Below are 16,376 nucleotides of genomic sequence, written 5' to 3'. Positions count from 1 at the left end.
GCCATGCTGACCTTCTTGCCTGCCAGCCTGGCCGATGGCGAGGCGCTGGCCAGCCTGCGCGTGGCTGCCATGCGCGCAAGCCTGGAGCGCATCGGCCGCTATGATCCGCAGCGGGCGCGCGATCGTTTCCTGGCCACTTTTGATCCAGCCCGTACCTGGCAGTTGCGCCATGACGACACGCTGGCCGGCTTCTATGTGTTGCGGCCGCAAGCGGACTATCTGTTGCTCGACCACCTCTACCTGGCACCCGGCTACCAGCGGCAAGGGATGGGCGCGGCCGTGCTGGCGCGCGTGTTTGCCGAGGCCGATGCGACCCGCCAGAGCGTGCGTGTGGGCGCCTTGCGCGACAGCGAGGCGAACCGCTTCTATGTGCGTCACGGCTTCGTGCCCGATGGCGAGGAAGAGTTCGACCTGTATTATCGGCGCGCCCCCGCGCCTTGATGCTGCCGGCGGCGACTGTTTGTGCAACAATAATCGCATTCATTCATCGACAGGACGGACAATATGGCAAAAGTGGCATTCATCGGTTTGGGCGTCATGGGTTTCCCCATGGCAGGTCACCTGGCGGCGGGCGGGCACGACGTCACCGTGTACAACCGCAATCCGGCCCGCGCGGCCGCCTGGCTGGAACAGCACAAGGGCAGCAGCGCCGCCACGCCGGCCGCCGCCGCTGCAGGCGCCGAGTTCGTGTTTACGTGCATCGGCAACGATAATGATCTGTATCAAGTCATCCTGGAAGAGGGCGGCTTGCTGTCCGCCATGGCGCCGGGCAGCATCCTGATCGACCATACGACGGCATCGGCTGAAGCGGCGCGCACCATCCATGCTGCGGCGAAAGAGCAGGGCGTGTTCTTCCTCGATGCGCCCGTGTCCGGCGGCCAGGCGGGCGCGGAAAACGGCAAGCTGACCGTGATGGTGGGCGGCGATGCGGAAGCGTATGCAAGGGCCGAGCCCGTCATCGCGCTGTTCTCGCGCGCCGTCACCTACATGGGTGCTTCCGGTTCCGGCCAGCTCACAAAAATGGTCAACCAGATCTGCATCGCGGGCCTCGTGCAAGCCTTGAGCGAAGGCATCGCCTTTGCGGAAAACGCGGGCCTGGACGCGGCCCTCGTCGTCGACGTGATTTCCAAGGGCGCGGCGCAGTCGTGGCAGCTGGAAAACCGGGGCAAGACCATGATCGAGCGTAAGTTCGACTTCGGCTTCGCCGTCGACCTGATGCGCAAGGACCTGGGCATCTGCCTCGCCGAAGCCAAGCGCAACGGCAGCGACTTGCCCGTGACCACCTTGACGGACCAGTTCTATGGCGAAGTGCAGCAGGCGGGCGGCAACCGCTACGATACATCCAGCCTGATTACCCGCCTGAACAAAAAGTAAGCCCTCAGGCTCATAGTTAAAGAGCGGCGCGTCCCTGCAAAGGGCCGCGCCGCTTGTCGTTTACGCCAACATTAACCTTAAAACGTCAGTTTCCGGAACATCCGGTTTCGATTTTCATGGAAAAACATGGACTTCGCTAGCTCATCGTGTATTATTAAAAAACGAGATGAAATGTCCCAATTTTTAAAACATTATGAGCGGACCCGCATGAAAACCAACTCCTCAGCGATAACACGCGTTGTCGACAAGAACATTCCCTACCTGTCTTCCGCCGTCGCCATCTGGCGCCCCCGCGCCGTGCTGCGCAGCTGGCCCGGCGTGGCCATCGCGCTGGTGATCGCCCTGTCGGCCACCTTTATTTCCAGCAATTACGGCGGCCCCCAGTTGCTGTACGCGCTGTTCTTCGGCCTGGCCTTCCACTTCCTCGCGTCCGATCCCACCTGCAAGCCCGGCATCGAGTTTTGCAGCAAGGTGCTGCTGCGCACGGGCGTGGCCCTGCTGGGCGCGCGCATCACGTTCAACCAGATCGCTTCCGTGGGCGTGACGCCGTTGTTGATCGTCGTCGGCGGGCTGGTGGCCACCCTGGGTTTCGGCTATATGCTGGCCAAGTGGCTGAAGCGTCCCATCACGGAAGGCATCCTGTCCGGTGGTTCCGTCGCCATCTGCGGCGCCTCGGCCGCGCTGGCCATCTCGGCCGTGCTGCCGCAAACCAAGGAAAACGAAAAGTTCACGCTGCTGACGGTGGTGGGCGTGACGTCGCTGTCGACCCTGGCCATGATCGTCTACCCGCTGCTGGTCAAGCTGCTGGGCTTTGACCCGACGGAAGCGGGCGTATTCATCGGCGGCACCATCCATGATGTAGCGCAAGTGGTGGGCGCCGGCTACCTGGTCAGCAACCACACGGGCGACGTGGCCACCTTCGTGAAACTGACGCGCGTCGCGTGCCTCGTGCCCGTCGTGCTGGGCCTGTCGATCATGTTCAAGCGCAAGGATGGCAAGAGCGAAGTCGATGCGCCGCCGCTCGTGCCGTTCTTCCTGATCGGCTTTGTCTGGCTCGTCATCACGAACAGCCTGGGCCTGATTCCGCAGGAAGTGAATGGCTGGATCAACAATGCCTCGCGTGCTTGTCTCGTCATCGCCATCGCCGCGCTGGGCGTGAAAACGTCGTTCCAGTCGCTGGCCTCGCTGGGCTGGCGTCCCGTGATCATGCTGGTGATGGAAACGGTGTGGATTGCCGCCTTCGTCGCCATTGCCGTCCTGCTGACGCGCTGAGCGAAGCGGGCCCGCCATGAAGATCCTCGTCCTCGGCGCCGGCGTGGTCGGCACGGCATCGGCCTGGTATTTGCGCCAGGCGGGCCACGATGTGCGCGTGCTCGAGCGCCAGGCGGGCGCCGCGCAGGAAACCAGCTTCGGCAACGGCGGACAGATTTCCGTCTCGCATGCGGAACCGTGGGCCAATCCCGCCACCCTGCGCAAGGTCGTGCGCTGGTTGGGCAAGGACGATGCGCCGCTGCTGTTCCGTCCCCGCCTGGATGCGCTGCAATGGCAGTGGGCCTTGCACTACCTGCGCGAATGTTTGCCGTCGCGGGTGGCGCGCAATATGCGCCAGATCGTTGCCCTGGCCGAGTACAGCCGGCAGAGCCTGCAAGCCTTGCGGCGCGAGACGGGCATCGCGTATGACCACCTGGAGCGGGGCATCCTGCATTTTTATACGGAGCAGCAAGAGTTTGACAAATCGCAAGCGGGCGCCGCGCTGTTGCGCGAACTGGGCTGCCCGCGCAACACCGTCAGCGCGGATGAAGTGATACGGCTGGAACCGGCCCTGGCCCACGCCCGCCGGCACATCGTCGGCGGCGATTTCACGGCCAGCGACGAGTCGGGCGACGTGCACCTGTTTACCACGGCGCTGGCCGCGCGCGCCGCCGCTGCCGGCGTGGATTTCCAGTACGGCACCGCCGTGACGCGCTTGCTGGCCGATGGCGAACGCATCGCGGGCGTGGAATGCATCGATGCGCAGGGCCGCCACCGCCTGGAATACGCGGACGCCGTGGTGGTGGCCATGGGCAGCTTTTCCGCGCCCCTGCTGCAGCCGCTGGGCATACGCTTGATGCTGTATCCGGGCAAAGGTTATTCCGCCACGTATCCCATCCTTGACCCGTCCGCCGCGCCGACCGTCTCGCTGACGGACGATGGCCATAAATTGGTGTTTTCGCGCCTGGGCGAGCGCCTGCGCGTGGCGGGCACGTGCGAGTTGAACGGCTACACGCGGGAACTCAATCCCGTGCGCTGCGCCGCCATCACGCGCCGCGTGCAGGCGCTGTTTCCCCACGCCTGCGATTACAGCGACCCCGTCTACTGGGCCGGCCTGCGCCCCCTGACACCGTCGAACGTGCCCTATATCGGCGCCACGCGCTACCGCCAGCTGTTCCTCAACACGGGCCACGGCACCCTGGGCTGGACCATGGGCTGCGGCGCGGGCAGGGCGATCGCCGACCTCGTGTCGGGACGCCGGCCGGAAGTCGATTTTGCGTTTTGCGGGGAGCCGCCCCGGCAAGAGACCGCTTTGGTTCAACTTAGGAGAGCACCACGATGAGAGACGACGCCACCCCCAGCCAGCCACCCAGCGGCCTGACCCTGGCCGGCACCACCTACCAGTCGCGCCTGCTGGTGGGCACCGGCAAGTACAAGGATTTCGAGGAAACGCGCCTGGCCATCGAAGAGAGCGGCGCCGACATCGTCACCGTGACGATCCGCCGGGTCAACATCGGCCAGGAAAAGGGCGAGCCGAACTTGCTCGACTTCATTCCGCCATCGAAATACACGATTCTGCCCAATACGGGCGGCTGCTACAACGCGCGCGACGCCGTCTACACCTTGCAACTGGCGCGCGAGTTGCTGGGCGGCCACCCGCTGTGCAAGCTGGAAGTGCTGGGCGATGAAAAGACCTTGTTCCCGAACATGCCGGAAACCCTCAAGGCGGCCGGGGAGCTGGTGCGCGACGGCTTCCAGGTGATGGTGTATTGCAGCGACGACCCCATCCAGGCGCGCATGCTGGAAGACCTCGGCTGCATCGCCGTCATGCCGCTGGCCTCCCTGATCGGCTCGGGCATGGGTATTTTGAATCCGTGGAACTTGTCGCTGATCATCGAGCAAGCCCGCGTGCCCGTGCTGGTCGACGCAGGCGTGGGCACGGCGTCGGACGCGGCCATCGCCATGGAACTCGGTTGCGACGGCATCCTGATGAATACCGCCATCGCGGCGGCGCGCGAACCGATACGCATGGCGCGCGCCATGAAACTGGCAGTGCAGGGCGGACGCGAGGCTTACCTGGCCGGACGCATGCCCCGGAGAGCGGACGCCATGAGCGCTTCGCCCTCGTCGCCGATGGCCGGGCTGATCGCCTGAGCCGCCGCATTTACCCGCAATTGCAGCACCGTAGTCGATTATCGTTTCAAGCGTTTATAAAAACCACAATACCTGGAGATGACATGAAACACACACTCGTAGCGGCAGCCATCCTGGCCTCCTTCCTTGCCGGCAACGCCAGCGCCCAATCGTCCGTCACCGTGTACGGCTTGCTCGACGCGGGCCTGACGTCCGAACACGGCGGCGCGGACGGTTCCGTCACCAAGCTGGCCACCGGCGTGCAGTCGGGCAGCCGCATCGGCTTCAAGGGCACGGAAGACCTGGGCAATAATTTAAAGGCCAACTTCTTGCTGGAAAACGGCCTCGACGTGGATACGGGCGCCAACCGCCAGGGCGCCTTGTTCGGGCGCAAGGCTTACGTGGGCCTGTCGGGCGGCTTCGGCGCCGTGAACCTGGGCTTGCAGCACAACCCGCTGTTCACTGCGCTGGACAATATCGACCCCTTCGAGACGGGCATGACGGGCGCCTCGATCAACCTGATGAGCGTGGCCAGCCTGCGCACGAAAAATTCCATCATGTACGAGACGCCGAAGGTGAACGGCTTGTCGGCCGCCGTCATGTACGGCCTGGGCGAAAAGCCGGACAGCAACACGCTGGGCCGCACCATCGACTTTTCCATCGATTACGCCAACGGTCCGCTCGTGCTGACCCTGGCCCACGACAACCGCAAGGATACGCTGCTGAACACGGCGAAAGTCACCTTGCTGGGCGGCACCTACGACTTCGGCCCGGCCAAGCTGCACGCCGCGTATGAGACGGACAAGGACGATGCGGGCACGGATTTCCGCAACTACATGCTGGGCGCATCGGCCCCCGTGGGCGCGGCGGGCAGCGTGATGGCTTCGTACATCCGCAAGGATGACCGCACGAATGCGCGCCGCGGCGGGCGCCAGCTGGCCATCGGCTACACGTTTGCCTTGTCCAAGCGCACGAATCTGTACACCTCGTACGGCCGCATCAGCAACGATGGCGCGGGCACCAACTTCGTCGGCGATGCATCGAGCGGTGGCAGCGTGCCCTTGCCTGGGCATAACTCGAGCGCCTTTACGGCCGGCATGCGCCTGAAGTTCTAAGCGCGACGGCGCAGCGAGGGATGGCGGCTTGTCTGTTGCGGATAAGCCGCCATTGTTGTTTCAGGAGTGGGGCAAAGTCGCGGATTCCGGATTCAGGAATGAAACAGTCCGATTTTTCATGAAATTTCATTGACAGCGCATTTCGCAACCGTTAAATTGAACACGTATTTCAAATATCGGAACAAAATATACCGATTTTTCATAAAACCGTAAGGAGACTGAGCCATGACCGATTTGTCCGACCAAAAAGCCGCCGCCGCAGCGGCCATCCCCACCGGCCCGCAAAAGATGACGCCTTCCGAAGCGTTCGTGGAAACCCTGGCCGCCAATGGCGTGACCGACATGTTCGGCATCATGGGCTCGGCCTTCATGGATCCGATGGATATCTTTGCCCCCGCCGGCATCCGCCTGATCCCCGTCGTGCACGAGCAGGGCGCCGGCCACATGGCCGACGGTTATGCCCGCGTTTCGGGCCGCCATGGCGTCGTCATCGGCCAGAACGGCCCCGGCATCAGCAATTGCGTCACGGCCATCGCCGCCGCCTACTGGGCGCACACGCCCGTCGTGATCATCACGCCGGAAACGGGCACGATGAGCATGGGCCTGGGCGGCTTCCAGGAAGCGAACCAGTTGCCGATGTTCGAAGAATTTACGAAATATCAAGGCCACGTGACGAATCCCGCCCGCATGGCGGAATTCACGGGCCGCTGCTTCGACCGCGCCATGTCGGAAATGGGCCCGACGCAATTGAACATCCCGCGTGACTATTTCTATGGCGAAATCAAGGCGGAAATCCCGAAACCGAACCGCCTGGACCGTGGCGCGGGCGGCGAGCAAAGCCTGAACGATGCGGCGGAACTGTTGGCGAAGGCCAAGTTCCCGGTGATCATCTCGGGCGGCGGCGTCGTCATGGGTGAAGCCATCGAAGAGTGCAAGGCCCTGGCCGAGCGCCTGGGCGCACCCGTCGTCAACAGCTATCTGCACAATGACTCCTTCCCCGCCAGCCACCCGCTGTGGTGTGGCCCGCTCGGTTATCAGGGTTCCAAGGCGGCCATGAAACTGATCGCCCAGGCCGACGTCGTCGTGGCCCTCGGTTCGCGCCTGGGACCGTTCGGCACCTTGCCGCAGCACGGCATGGATTACTGGCCGAAAAACGCCAAGATCATCCAGATCGACGCGGACAACAAGATGCTGGGCCTGGTCAAAAAGATTTCGGTGGGCATCTGCGGCGACGCCAAGGCGGCCGCGAAAGCGATTATTGCCCGGCTGGATGGCAAGACCCTCGATTGCGACGCCACGCGCGAGGAACGCTATGCCACCGTGCAAGCGGAAAAGGCCGCGTGGGAAGAGGAATTGACGAACTGGACGCATGAAAAGGATGCGTACAGCCTGGACATGATCGAAGAGCAAAAGAAAGAGCCGGGCAATTACCTGCACCCGCGCCAGGTGCTGCGCGAGCTGGAAAAAGCCATGCCGGAAGACGTGATGGTGTCGACCGACATTGGCAACATCAACTCGGTGGCCAATAGTTACTTGCGCTTCGAAAAGCCGCGCAGCTTCTTTGCGGCGATGAGCTTTGGCAATTGCGGCTATGCCTTCCCGACCATCATCGGCGCGAAAGTGGCTGCACCGCACCGTCCGGCCGTGTCGTATGCGGGCGACGGCGCCTGGGGCATGAGCTTGATGGAAACGATGACGTGCGTGCGCCATAACATTCCCGTCACGGCCGTGGTGTTCCACAACCGCCAGTGGGGCGCGGAAAAGAAAAACCAGGTGGATTTCTACAACCGCCGCTTCGTGGCCGGCGAGCTGGACAACCAGAGCTTTGCCGAGATCGCACGCGCCATGGGCGCCGAAGGCATCACGGTCGACAAGCTGGAAGACGTGGGCCCGGCCCTGAAAAAGGCGATCGACATGCAGATGAATGAAGGCAAGACCACCATCATTGAAATCATGTGCACGCGCGAGCTGGGCGACCCGTTCCGCCGCGATGCGCTGAGCAAACCGATCCGCCACCTGGACAAGTACAAAGACTACGTGTAATCAGTCTGCCCGATCCTTGTATGACCCCGGCAATCGCGCCGGGTTTTATGTGCCGGAATCATGTTTCATGTCTCATGCTTCATGCTTGCGTGGTTCCGGCATTTTTTTACCGAATTGGAGTCGCCATGAAAGCCCTGCACCGCATCATCGCGCAAGCCCGCGCCGTGCCGAAAAACATCGTCTTGTGCGAGGGCGGCGACGTGCGCGTGCTGCAGGCGGCCGCGCGGGCGGCCAGCGACGGCCTGGCGCATATCACCATCGTCGGCAAGCCGGCCGCCATCCTGGCCCTGGCGCGCGAACAGGCGCTGGACCTGGATGCCGTGCGCCTGGTCGACCCGGAAACGTCCGATGAGTCGGAACACTATGCCCAGCAATTGTTTGTGCTGCGTCAAGCCAAGGGCATGACGGTGGAGCAGGCGAGGATCGCCGTGCAAGATCCCTTGTGCTACGCCAACCTGATGGTGCGCCTGGGCGACGCGGACGGTTGCGTGGCGGGCGCCGTGCACACGACGGCCGACGTGGTGCGCAGCGCCATCCAGATCATCGGCGTCGATCCGGCCTTCAAGCTCGTGTCGAGCTTTTTCCTGATGATGCTGTGCGAACCTTTCCACAGCCTGAAGGGCGGTTTCATCTTTTCCGACTGCGCCCTCGTCGTCGACCCGAAGGCGGAGGAATTGGCCGACATCGCCATGGCCGCCGCCGACAGCGCGCAAGCCCTGCTGATGGAAGAGCCGCGCGTGGCCATGCTGTCGTTTTCCACCAGCGGCAGCGCCCACCACGCGGCCGTCGACAAGGTGCATGCGGCAACGGACCGGGTCAAGTCCCAGCGTCCGCTGCTGGCCATCGATGGCGACGTGCAGCTCGATGCGGCCATCGTGGCCGAGATTTCGCAAAGAAAAGTCAAGGATTCCGTCGTCAACGGCCGCGCGAACGTGCTGGTGTTCCCGAACCTGGACGCGGGCAATATCGGCTATAAATTGGCCGAACGCATGGGCGGCGCCGTCGCCATCGGCCCCTTGCTGCAAGGCTTGAACAAACCGGCCAACGATCTGTCGCGCGGTTGCTGCGCCGACGACGTGTATAACGTGATTGCCGTCACGTCCGTGCAGGCCCAGGGTGGGCGCTGAGTTGTTCAGCTTGCCCGTGCTGGCGCTGCTGGGCGTGGTGGCGGCGGGCACGTATTTCCAGACCGTCACGGGTTTCGGACTGGGCATGATCGTCATGGGCGTGGCCAGCGGCCTGGGCCTGGCGTCCGTGCCCGCGCTGGCGGCCCTCGTCAGTTTGTTGTCCCTGGCCAATTGTCTCGTGGCCTTGCCGGGCGCCTTGCACCACCTGGACTGGCGCGCCATCCGCGCCGCCAGCATCGGCTTGCTGCCGGCCATGGCGGCCGGTGTCTTGCTATTGGGATACCTGGACCAGGCGTATGCGCCCATCCTGAGACTCTTGCTGGGCGCGGCCATCGTGTATGGCGGCGTCAGCATCCTGCTGCAGGCGCCGCCGGGACCGGGCGCGGCCGACAAGCGCAGCTTCTTCATCAGCGGCGTGTGCGGCGGCCTGTTTTCGGGCCTGTTTTCGCTGGCGGGACCGCCGCTCGTGTACCAGTTTTATCGCCAGGAAATGAGTCTGACCACCATCCGCTACAGCCTGATCTTCCTGTTCGCCATCAGCGCGGGTGGGCGCTCGCTGATGGCGGGCAGCCAGGGCCAGCTCGATGCGAAAGTATTGCTGCTGTGCACGCTGGCCTTGCCCGTGGGCGTGCTGGCCACGGTGGCCGGCAAGCGCTATCCGCCGCCGATCGCCCAGCGCGGCATGCGCCGCATCGCGTTTGCCGTGCTGACCGCCATCGGCATTTCGCTGATGGCGGCGGCCGTGCCGCAATTGCTCAGGCCTTGAACGTCAGTAAAGGTTTCAGGCGGGCCACCGATTGCAGCAAGCCCGCTTCCTCCTGCGCGGCGATGACGGGACCGATCTTTTTATACGCCATCGGCGCTTCCTCGACGCGGCGTTCCTCGCGCAGGGTCACGCACTGGAACGCCATCTCGTCGCCGCCCACCGTGGGCCGCATGGCGCGCATGGCCTGGCGGCGGATGCTGCGCCCCGCGCCGTGCGAGCAGGACCACAGCCAGTCGGGATTGCCCATCCCCGTTGCCACATAGGAATAATCGCCCATGGAGCCGGGGATCAGCGCCAGGTCGCCTTCGCGCGCGGGCGTGGCGCCCTTGCGGTGGATGTTCATGCCGTGCTCGCGCAGGATGACGTTGTGCGGCACGTCCACCACCAGGCGGGATTGATCCTGCGCAAACACCTGCGCCAGGCTGTCGCGCACCAGCTCGGCCAATACCATGCGGTTGACCCAGGCATAGCGCGACGCCACGCCCATGGCGTCCATGTATTCGCCGGCCAGTTCGCCCGTCAAGCCGTACAGGCCGGACTGCGGGTGGCGCACGCCTGCCGGCCACGCCTCTTTGGCGCGGTCCATCCAGCGGCTGCCGACGAAAAAGCCCACGTCGCGGCTGCCGCTGTGGATCATGACGACCACTTCGCCGGGCACCAGTCCGTGCCGGTACGCGGCATGGCGGTCCATGACGGCATCGACCAGCTGGATTTCCACGAAGTGGTTGCCCGATCCCGTGGTGCCCAGGCTGGGGTCGCGTATCACTTCGCGCGTGCCCACCAGCGCTTCGGGCGCATGGCGCAAGCCGCCGCCCAGTTCGCGCAAGGCGATGCAATCGTCGAGCTCGCGCAGCAAGCGCTGCTTGTCGACCCGTGGCCACAAGTCCTCATTGTGCAGGCTGTCGATGAACGCTTCTGGCCCCACGTCGAACAGGGCGGCAAACGCTTTCGAGCGCAGCGGCACGTTGCGGCCGTCTTCCAGCAGCACATGTTTGAGCTTGGCGAGCAGTTGCGGCTTGCGCGCCTCGAACTGCGCCAGGGCCAAACCCGTCGTGATCAGGCGCATGCCGCAGGCGATGTCCGTGCCGGGGATGGCGGGAATCACCATGTCGGGACTGGTGGCAACGATGCTGCCCACGGGCGCGATGCTGCCCGGGTGGAAGTCGGGAGTGGCGCAGGCCTTGCACACATGGCCATCCTGGCCCGGCACGGCGACGGCGGCAAACTCCATTAGTTGGCGCACGGCTTTTTCCTCGAGGGGAAAGTTGTGGGGCAGCAGCACGGACGCCTGGGCGTGCGGATTGCTGAGTGTATAAATGCCGTCGGCATAGGCGACAGCGATGCCCTGGCGGCGCAGGGCTTTTTGTAATCTGGATAGGGGAAACACGATTCTGCTCCGGAAATAACGAATGCACGGCCTTTTTGCAAGGGCCATGTTTGTTTTCCACGCAGCAGCGACAGGAAGTGCCGCCAGCTTAGCAAACTTTGTGCCGCTTGCAAAGCCGCCGGCCCCGACAGTGCGCACAAGAGGGCGCACGATACGCAGCGCCACTTGCAAAATAATCAAACAGCCTTTATATTCGCGGTTCTTTCTCGAACCTCTTCCTTATTGGAGCCAAAAGTGCCTCGCTTCTTCGCCATCACCTGCTAACGCTGACGAAATGCTCTCTGCAGCATCGTTCGGCGCGTTGACGCCCCCGATTGCTGCGGCACTGTTTTTGCTCTCTCCGCACACGTATCCAGGACCACCGTCCTGATCGTCCACGCCCGAACACGTCGTCAGTACCCCTGACCCTGTATGGACACGCCCCGGTGAACGCGGCGTGGGACGCTATGTTTTTACAATCTTTGCCCTTATTTAAATACCCGCGCACGCCGCACGTGGAAGGTTCGCGCCTGCAGGATGGCGACGACGGTTCCGACCAGATGCCCCTGAAAAAGCTGGCCGGCCAGTACGTCGTCATCGAGGAAAAAATCGATGGCGCCAACTCCGCCGTGTCGTTCAGCGACGCGGGCGAAGTGCTGCTGCAGTCGCGCGGCCATTACCTGGCGGGCGGCGGCAGCGAACGCCAGTTCAACCTGCTCAAACCGTGGGCGCATGCGCATGAACACGCCTTGCTGCACTTGCTGGAAGATCAATTTGTGCTGTTTGGCGAATGGTCTTACAGCAAGCATTCCGTGTTTTACGACCGGCTGCCCCATTACTTCAACGAATTCGACGTGTATTGCCGCCGCACGCAGATGTTTTTGTCGACGGCGCGCCGCCACGCCATGCTGGCCGGCTCGCCCGTGCTGTCCGTGCCCGTGCTGTATGCGGGATTGATGCCGACTTCGCCGAAACAGCTGTGGCAGCTGCTGCGCCATTCGCTGGCCAAGTCCCGCCTGTGGCGCGACGCTTTCGAAGGCGTCGTGGCGCGCGAACGGCTGCCGCTGGACCTGTGCTGGAAGCAGACGGACAAGTCCGACCACGCGGAAGGCTTGTACCTGAAAGTGGAAGATGACGAGCAAGTACTGGCCCGCTACAAGCTGGTGCGGCATGACTTTACGCAAACCATCCTCGACAGCGGCTCGCACCACAGCACGCGTCCATTGATCCCGAATCTGCTGGCCGAGGGCGTCGACCTGTACGCGCCGCAGCCGCTCGTCACGTGGGAGAGCCTGGGCTTGCACACTTGCCAGTCGCTGGACGAACTGGCAATATTTTCAAGGAGTACTAGATGAACTGGAAACAGTTACAACAACTGGTGCCGTCGGCGGGCCAGTCGCCCGATTTCAACGCCTGCCTGGCCGCCTTCCCGCAGCTGGAACTGGCGAAGACGACGCCGCAAAACCCCGTGTACCACGCGGAAGGCGATGTGTGGACGCATACGATGATGGTGGTGGAATCCCTGCTGGCCATGCCCGATTACCAGCAAGCCACGCGGGCGCAGCAGGAAATCGTGTTCCTGGCCGCCTTGCTGCACGACGTGGCCAAGTGCAGCACCACCGTGATCGACCCCGTCACGGGCGCCATCGGCCAGCCCGGCCACTCGCGCAAGGGCGCCCTCGATGCGCGCATCGCCCTGTGGGACGTGGACGTGCCGTTTGCCGTGCGCGAGGAAATCTGCCGCCTGATTAATGTACATCAAGTGCCGTTTTTCGCGCTGGAAACCTCGCGGCGCGGCGTGACGCCCGAGTTCACCGTGCGCGAACTGTCGTGGCAAGTCGATATCCGCTTGCTGGCCATGCTGGCCGAGGCCGATATCCGCGGCAGGATCTGTCCCGATCCGCAGCGCATTTTAGATGCCATCGAGCTGTTCCGCGAACTGGCGCGCGAGGAGGGCTGCTATGGCCAGCGCCGGGTGTTTGTCGACGATCACACGCGCGTCAAATACTTTCGCGGCGCCGAGGCGCACCCCGATTACTCCCTGTTCCAGGAGCCGGGCTCGCGCGTGATCGTCATGTCGGGCTTGCCCGCGTCGGGCAAGAATACGTGGGTGGAGAAGCACCATCCGCGCCTGCCCGTCGTCTCCTTCGACGATGCGCGCATCGCCCTGGGCTTGAAGCACGGCAAGAACGAAGGGCAGGTGGGCGACTATGCGGAAGAGCGGGCGCGCGAGCTGCTGCGCAAGGGTGAACCGTTCGTGTGGAACGCCACGCATCTGTCCAAACTGATGCGCGAAAAGACGCTCAACCTGCTGTACAAATACCATGCGCAGGTGGAACTCGTGTACCTGGAGCAGCCGCGCAAGGAATTACTGCGGCGCAACGGCCAGCGCGACACGTCGCTCAGCAACAAGAAGTTGCAGTCGATGCTGTGGAACTGGGAAATCCCGCTGCCCATGGAAGCGCATGCCGTGCGTTACGAAGTTACTTGAGTGATTGGCGTTTGCATCCACCGAGCAACTGCGCGATCTCGCTGAACAGCTCATTGTTCAGCGAGGCGGGCAGGGTGGTGGCCAGGCTGCGGCTGTAGTAGGCGCCCAGGTCCAGCCCCAGTCCCAATCCGCAGATTTTCACGGCGCCCTGCGCTTCGCGGCGCGCCACCACTTGTTTTAAATGTTGCGCCAGATAAAACTCGTCGTTGGCCAGATTCGTGGCTGTATCCATCGGGCAACCGTCGGATACGACGAGCAAGATGCGCCGCCGTTCCGGGCGCGCCAGCATGCGCGTGCACGCCCAATCCACGGCTTCGCCATCGACGCCTTCGCGGTACAGGTCCGCTTTCAGCAGGGCCGCGATGTCGGGCCGCGCGCGGCGCCAGCTCGTGTCGCCATCCTTGAAAACCATGTGCACCAGTTCGTTCAAGCGGCCCGGCTGGGCGGGCGAGCGGGCGCGCATCCAGTCGCGCTTGACACGTCCCCCGTTCCACGCGCCCGTCGTAAAACCCAGCAACTCCGTGGCGATGCCCGCCTGGTCCAGCGCGCGCAGCAGAATGTCGAGCAGCACGGCCACGGATTCCGCATGCGTCTTCATGGAGCCGGAGCAATCGACGAGGAAGGTGACGAGGCAATCGGCTTGCGGCAGGAATTGTTCCTTGCGGAACAGCCGGCGTTCGGACGGCGAACTGATCAGCTGAGCCAGGCGGCGCCCGTCGATATAACCCTCTTCCTCGCCGAACGACCAGCCATCGCGTTGCGGTATGGCCAGCAGTTGCGTGAAACGCCGCGCCAGGCGGGCCGTGTTGATGCCCAGGCTGGCGATGCGCGCATCCATGCGTTCGCGGTACTCGAGCAGCAGGGCGCGGCGCACCAGTTCGCCCGCTTTTTCTTCGCGGTCATATGCCGTGGAGTACGCCTTGTAGGCGCCCTTGCCATCGATGAAGGTACGGCTGTCGCCCAGCGGGGCGGCATCGGGCAGGTGGTCGTTGTCGCTGTCGAAATCGAGCAGCAGCTTGAAGGCCGCCTGCGCCCTGGCGTCGCCGGCGTCGTCCTGGTCGCCTTCCCGCTTCGCCTGCGCCTCTTGCAGCATGGCGTCGACGGCGTGGGCGATGGCCAGAGCGTGGCGCGCAAAGGCCGCCTGGTCCGTTCGGTGGCGGCGCAAGCCCGCCAGGTCGCCGCTCAGTTGCGAAGACACGGACCAGCGCGTGGCCTCGATGAAATCCTCCGTCTTTTCCAGCACGGGCCTGGCCGTCAGGCGCGACCAGCACATCTGGAAAACCGTGTACAACAGCAAGCCCGACGCGCCTTCGGCCAGGCCGGAATCGTAGAACGCATGCGACCAGGCCGTGAAACGGTGGCGCAGGTTGTGCGCCACGCCCGCATGTTGATCTGGCGCAAGTGTTTCCACCCTGAGCTGTTCCAGCAATTCGAAGACGAGCCGCGCCACGGGTTCCACCGGGCACAAGGACTTGTGCAGGGCGGCGTCCGTGTGCAGCAGGCGCAGGGCCACGCTGTCGGCCGCGCCGCGCAGCGAGGGCAAATCCTGCAGCGCGGCATTGGGCTGCAGATGGGAGGAGTGGATGGGCAGCGGGCGGTGGCCGTCGTGCAGGCGCCGGCCCCGGTAGCGGATGGAGGCAACGCCGCTCAGCGCGCGGATGGCGCCCGCGCACAACTCGTCCGTTTCCTGCTGCTCGCGCGTGTAGGCGGCAGGCGCGGTCGCTTCCGTACTCATGCCTGGCTCGCCAGCAATTCCTCATTGAAACAGCGCTGGTAATACTCGGCCACCATGGGCCGCTCGGCCTCGTCGCATTTGTTGAGGAAGGACAAGCGGAAGGCCAGCGCCGGGTCGCGGAAGATCTGGCAATTCTCGGCCCAGGTAATCACCGTGCGCGGCGACATCAGGCACGCCAGGTCGCCCGCCGCATAGCCGTGGCGCGTCAGGCTGGCCACGGCCACCATGGCGGCTGCCAGCTGGCGGCCCGCCTCGTCGTTCATGGCGGGCACCCTGGCCAGCACAATCTCGGCTTCTTCCGCCTGCGGCAAATAGTTCAGGGTGGCAACGATGTTCCAGCGGTCGATCTGTGCATGATTGAGCACTTGCGTGCCGTGGTACATGCCGTTCAAGTTGCCGAGTCCCACCGTATTCGACGTGGCGAACAGGCGGAAGTGGGGATGCGGCGTGATGACGCGGTTCTGGTCCAGCAGGGTGAACTTGCCGTCGCGCTCGAGGATGCGCTGGATGACGAACATCACGTCGGGCCGGCCCGCGTCGTACTCGTCGAAGATCAGGGCCACGGGGCGCTGCAGCGACCAGGGCACGATGCCTTCCTGGAATTCCGTCACCTGCTGCTGTTCGCGCAGCACGATGGCGTCCTTGCCGACCAGGTCCAGGCGGCTGATGTGGCCGTCGAGGTTGACGCGCACGCAAGGCCAGTTCAGGCGCGCCGCCACTTGCTCGATGTGCGTGGACTTGCCCGTGCCGTGCAAGCCTTGCACCATCACGCGGCGGTTGTGGGTGAAGCCGGCCAGGATCGCCAGGGTGACATCCTTGTTGAAGCGGTAGGCGGGGTCGATGTCGGGCACATGCGGGTCGCGTTCCGTGAAGACGGGCACGAGCAGGTCGCTGTCGATGTGGAACAGGCTGCGCACGGACTGCAAGGTTTGCGCCGCTGCGGCGGGGGGATGTTGGCGTGAATCTGGCACCTTG

The 16,376-nt window shown here is 64.0% G+C and carries 14 protein-coding genes; 11 read left to right on the top strand and 3 right to left on the bottom strand.

Annotated elements, in window-relative coordinates:
* Positions 1-3: 3 nt before the first annotated feature.
* The 9 genes from O3300_RS15345 to O3300_RS15305 all read left to right on the top strand — a co-directional run bounded on the left by O3300_RS15345 (position 4) and on the right by O3300_RS15305 (position 9,809).
* Complete coding sequence (locus O3300_RS15345; RefSeq protein WP_305053437.1) at positions 4-441, top strand: GNAT family N-acetyltransferase; 438 nt, start codon at positions 4-6, stop codon at positions 439-441.
* 63 nt (positions 442-504) lie between these two features.
* Complete coding sequence (locus O3300_RS15340; RefSeq protein WP_099664806.1) at positions 505-1,374, top strand: NAD(P)-dependent oxidoreductase; 870 nt, start codon at positions 505-507, stop codon at positions 1,372-1,374.
* A gap of 207 nt (positions 1,375-1,581) precedes the next feature.
* Complete coding sequence (locus O3300_RS15335) at positions 1,582-2,646, top strand: YeiH family protein (RefSeq protein WP_305053436.1); 1,065 nt, start codon at positions 1,582-1,584, stop codon at positions 2,644-2,646.
* A 16-nt stretch (positions 2,647-2,662) separates the two neighbouring features.
* Positions 2,663-3,967, top strand: a complete 1,305-nt coding sequence (locus O3300_RS15330; RefSeq protein ID WP_305053435.1) for a D-amino acid dehydrogenase — start codon at positions 2,663-2,665, stop codon at positions 3,965-3,967.
* Entirely contained in the window at positions 3,964-4,779 is an 816-nt protein-coding gene (locus tag O3300_RS15325; protein WP_305053434.1) for a thiazole synthase, read from the top strand. Before O3300_RS15330 ends, O3300_RS15325 begins: the two co-directional genes overlap by 4 nt.
* 83 nt (positions 4,780-4,862) lie before the next feature.
* Positions 4,863-5,873, top strand: a complete 1,011-nt coding sequence (locus O3300_RS15320; RefSeq protein ID WP_305053433.1) for a porin — start codon at positions 4,863-4,865, stop codon at positions 5,871-5,873.
* Between the two features lie 225 nt (positions 5,874-6,098).
* Positions 6,099-7,916, top strand: coding sequence for a sulfoacetaldehyde acetyltransferase (gene xsc / locus O3300_RS15315; RefSeq protein WP_305053432.1), 1,818 nt, complete (start codon positions 6,099-6,101; stop codon positions 7,914-7,916).
* 125 nt (positions 7,917-8,041) lie between these two features.
* Positions 8,042-9,043: a phosphate acetyltransferase gene (gene pta / locus O3300_RS15310; protein WP_305053431.1), complete on the top strand. Its 1,002-nt coding sequence runs from the start codon at positions 8,042-8,044 to the stop codon at positions 9,041-9,043.
* Position 9,044: 1 nt separating this feature from the next.
* Positions 9,045-9,809, top strand: coding sequence for a sulfite exporter TauE/SafE family protein (locus O3300_RS15305; protein ID WP_305053430.1), 765 nt, complete (start codon positions 9,045-9,047; stop codon positions 9,807-9,809).
* On the opposite strand, the gene O3300_RS15300 is transcribed toward O3300_RS15305, so the two are convergent.
* Positions 9,799-11,196 (bottom strand): RtcB family protein, encoded by a 1,398-nt coding sequence (locus tag O3300_RS15300; protein WP_305053429.1) that lies wholly within the window; start codon positions 11,194-11,196, stop codon positions 9,799-9,801. The two genes, O3300_RS15305 and O3300_RS15300, sit on opposite strands and share 11 nt — an antisense overlap.
* A gap of 446 nt (positions 11,197-11,642) precedes the next feature.
* Between O3300_RS15300 and O3300_RS15295 the strand changes: the two genes are divergently transcribed.
* Entirely contained in the window at positions 11,643-12,530 is an 888-nt protein-coding gene (locus O3300_RS15295; RefSeq protein ID WP_305053428.1) for an RNA ligase family protein, read from the top strand.
* On the top strand, positions 12,527-13,666 hold the full coding sequence (locus O3300_RS15290) for an AAA family ATPase (RefSeq protein WP_305053427.1): 1,140 nt from the start codon (positions 12,527-12,529) through the stop codon (positions 13,664-13,666). Before O3300_RS15295 ends, O3300_RS15290 begins: the two co-directional genes overlap by 4 nt.
* On the opposite strand, the gene O3300_RS15285 is transcribed toward O3300_RS15290, so the two are convergent.
* Positions 13,659-15,401 carry a cobalt chelatase gene (locus tag O3300_RS15285; RefSeq protein ID WP_305053426.1) on the bottom strand — a complete coding sequence of 581 codons (1,743 nt, stop codon included), beginning with the start codon at positions 15,399-15,401 and terminating at the stop codon, positions 13,659-13,661. The genes O3300_RS15290 and O3300_RS15285 overlap by 8 nt on opposite strands.
* A complete protein-coding gene (locus tag O3300_RS15280) occupies positions 15,398-16,372 on the bottom strand; it encodes an AAA family ATPase (protein WP_289911903.1) in 975 nt (324 codons plus the stop codon). The genes O3300_RS15285 and O3300_RS15280 overlap by 4 nt, the downstream gene beginning before the upstream one ends.
* Between the last annotated feature and the right edge of the window lie 4 nt (positions 16,373-16,376).

Origin of the sequence: Janthinobacterium sp. SUN206, assembly GCF_030587305.1 — a bacterium.
GTDB classification, from domain to species: domain Bacteria; phylum Pseudomonadota; class Gammaproteobacteria; order Burkholderiales; family Burkholderiaceae_D; genus Janthinobacterium; species Janthinobacterium kumbetense.
Note: the sequence above shows the minus strand (reverse complement) of the source record. Positions and strands in the feature narration are given on the sequence as shown.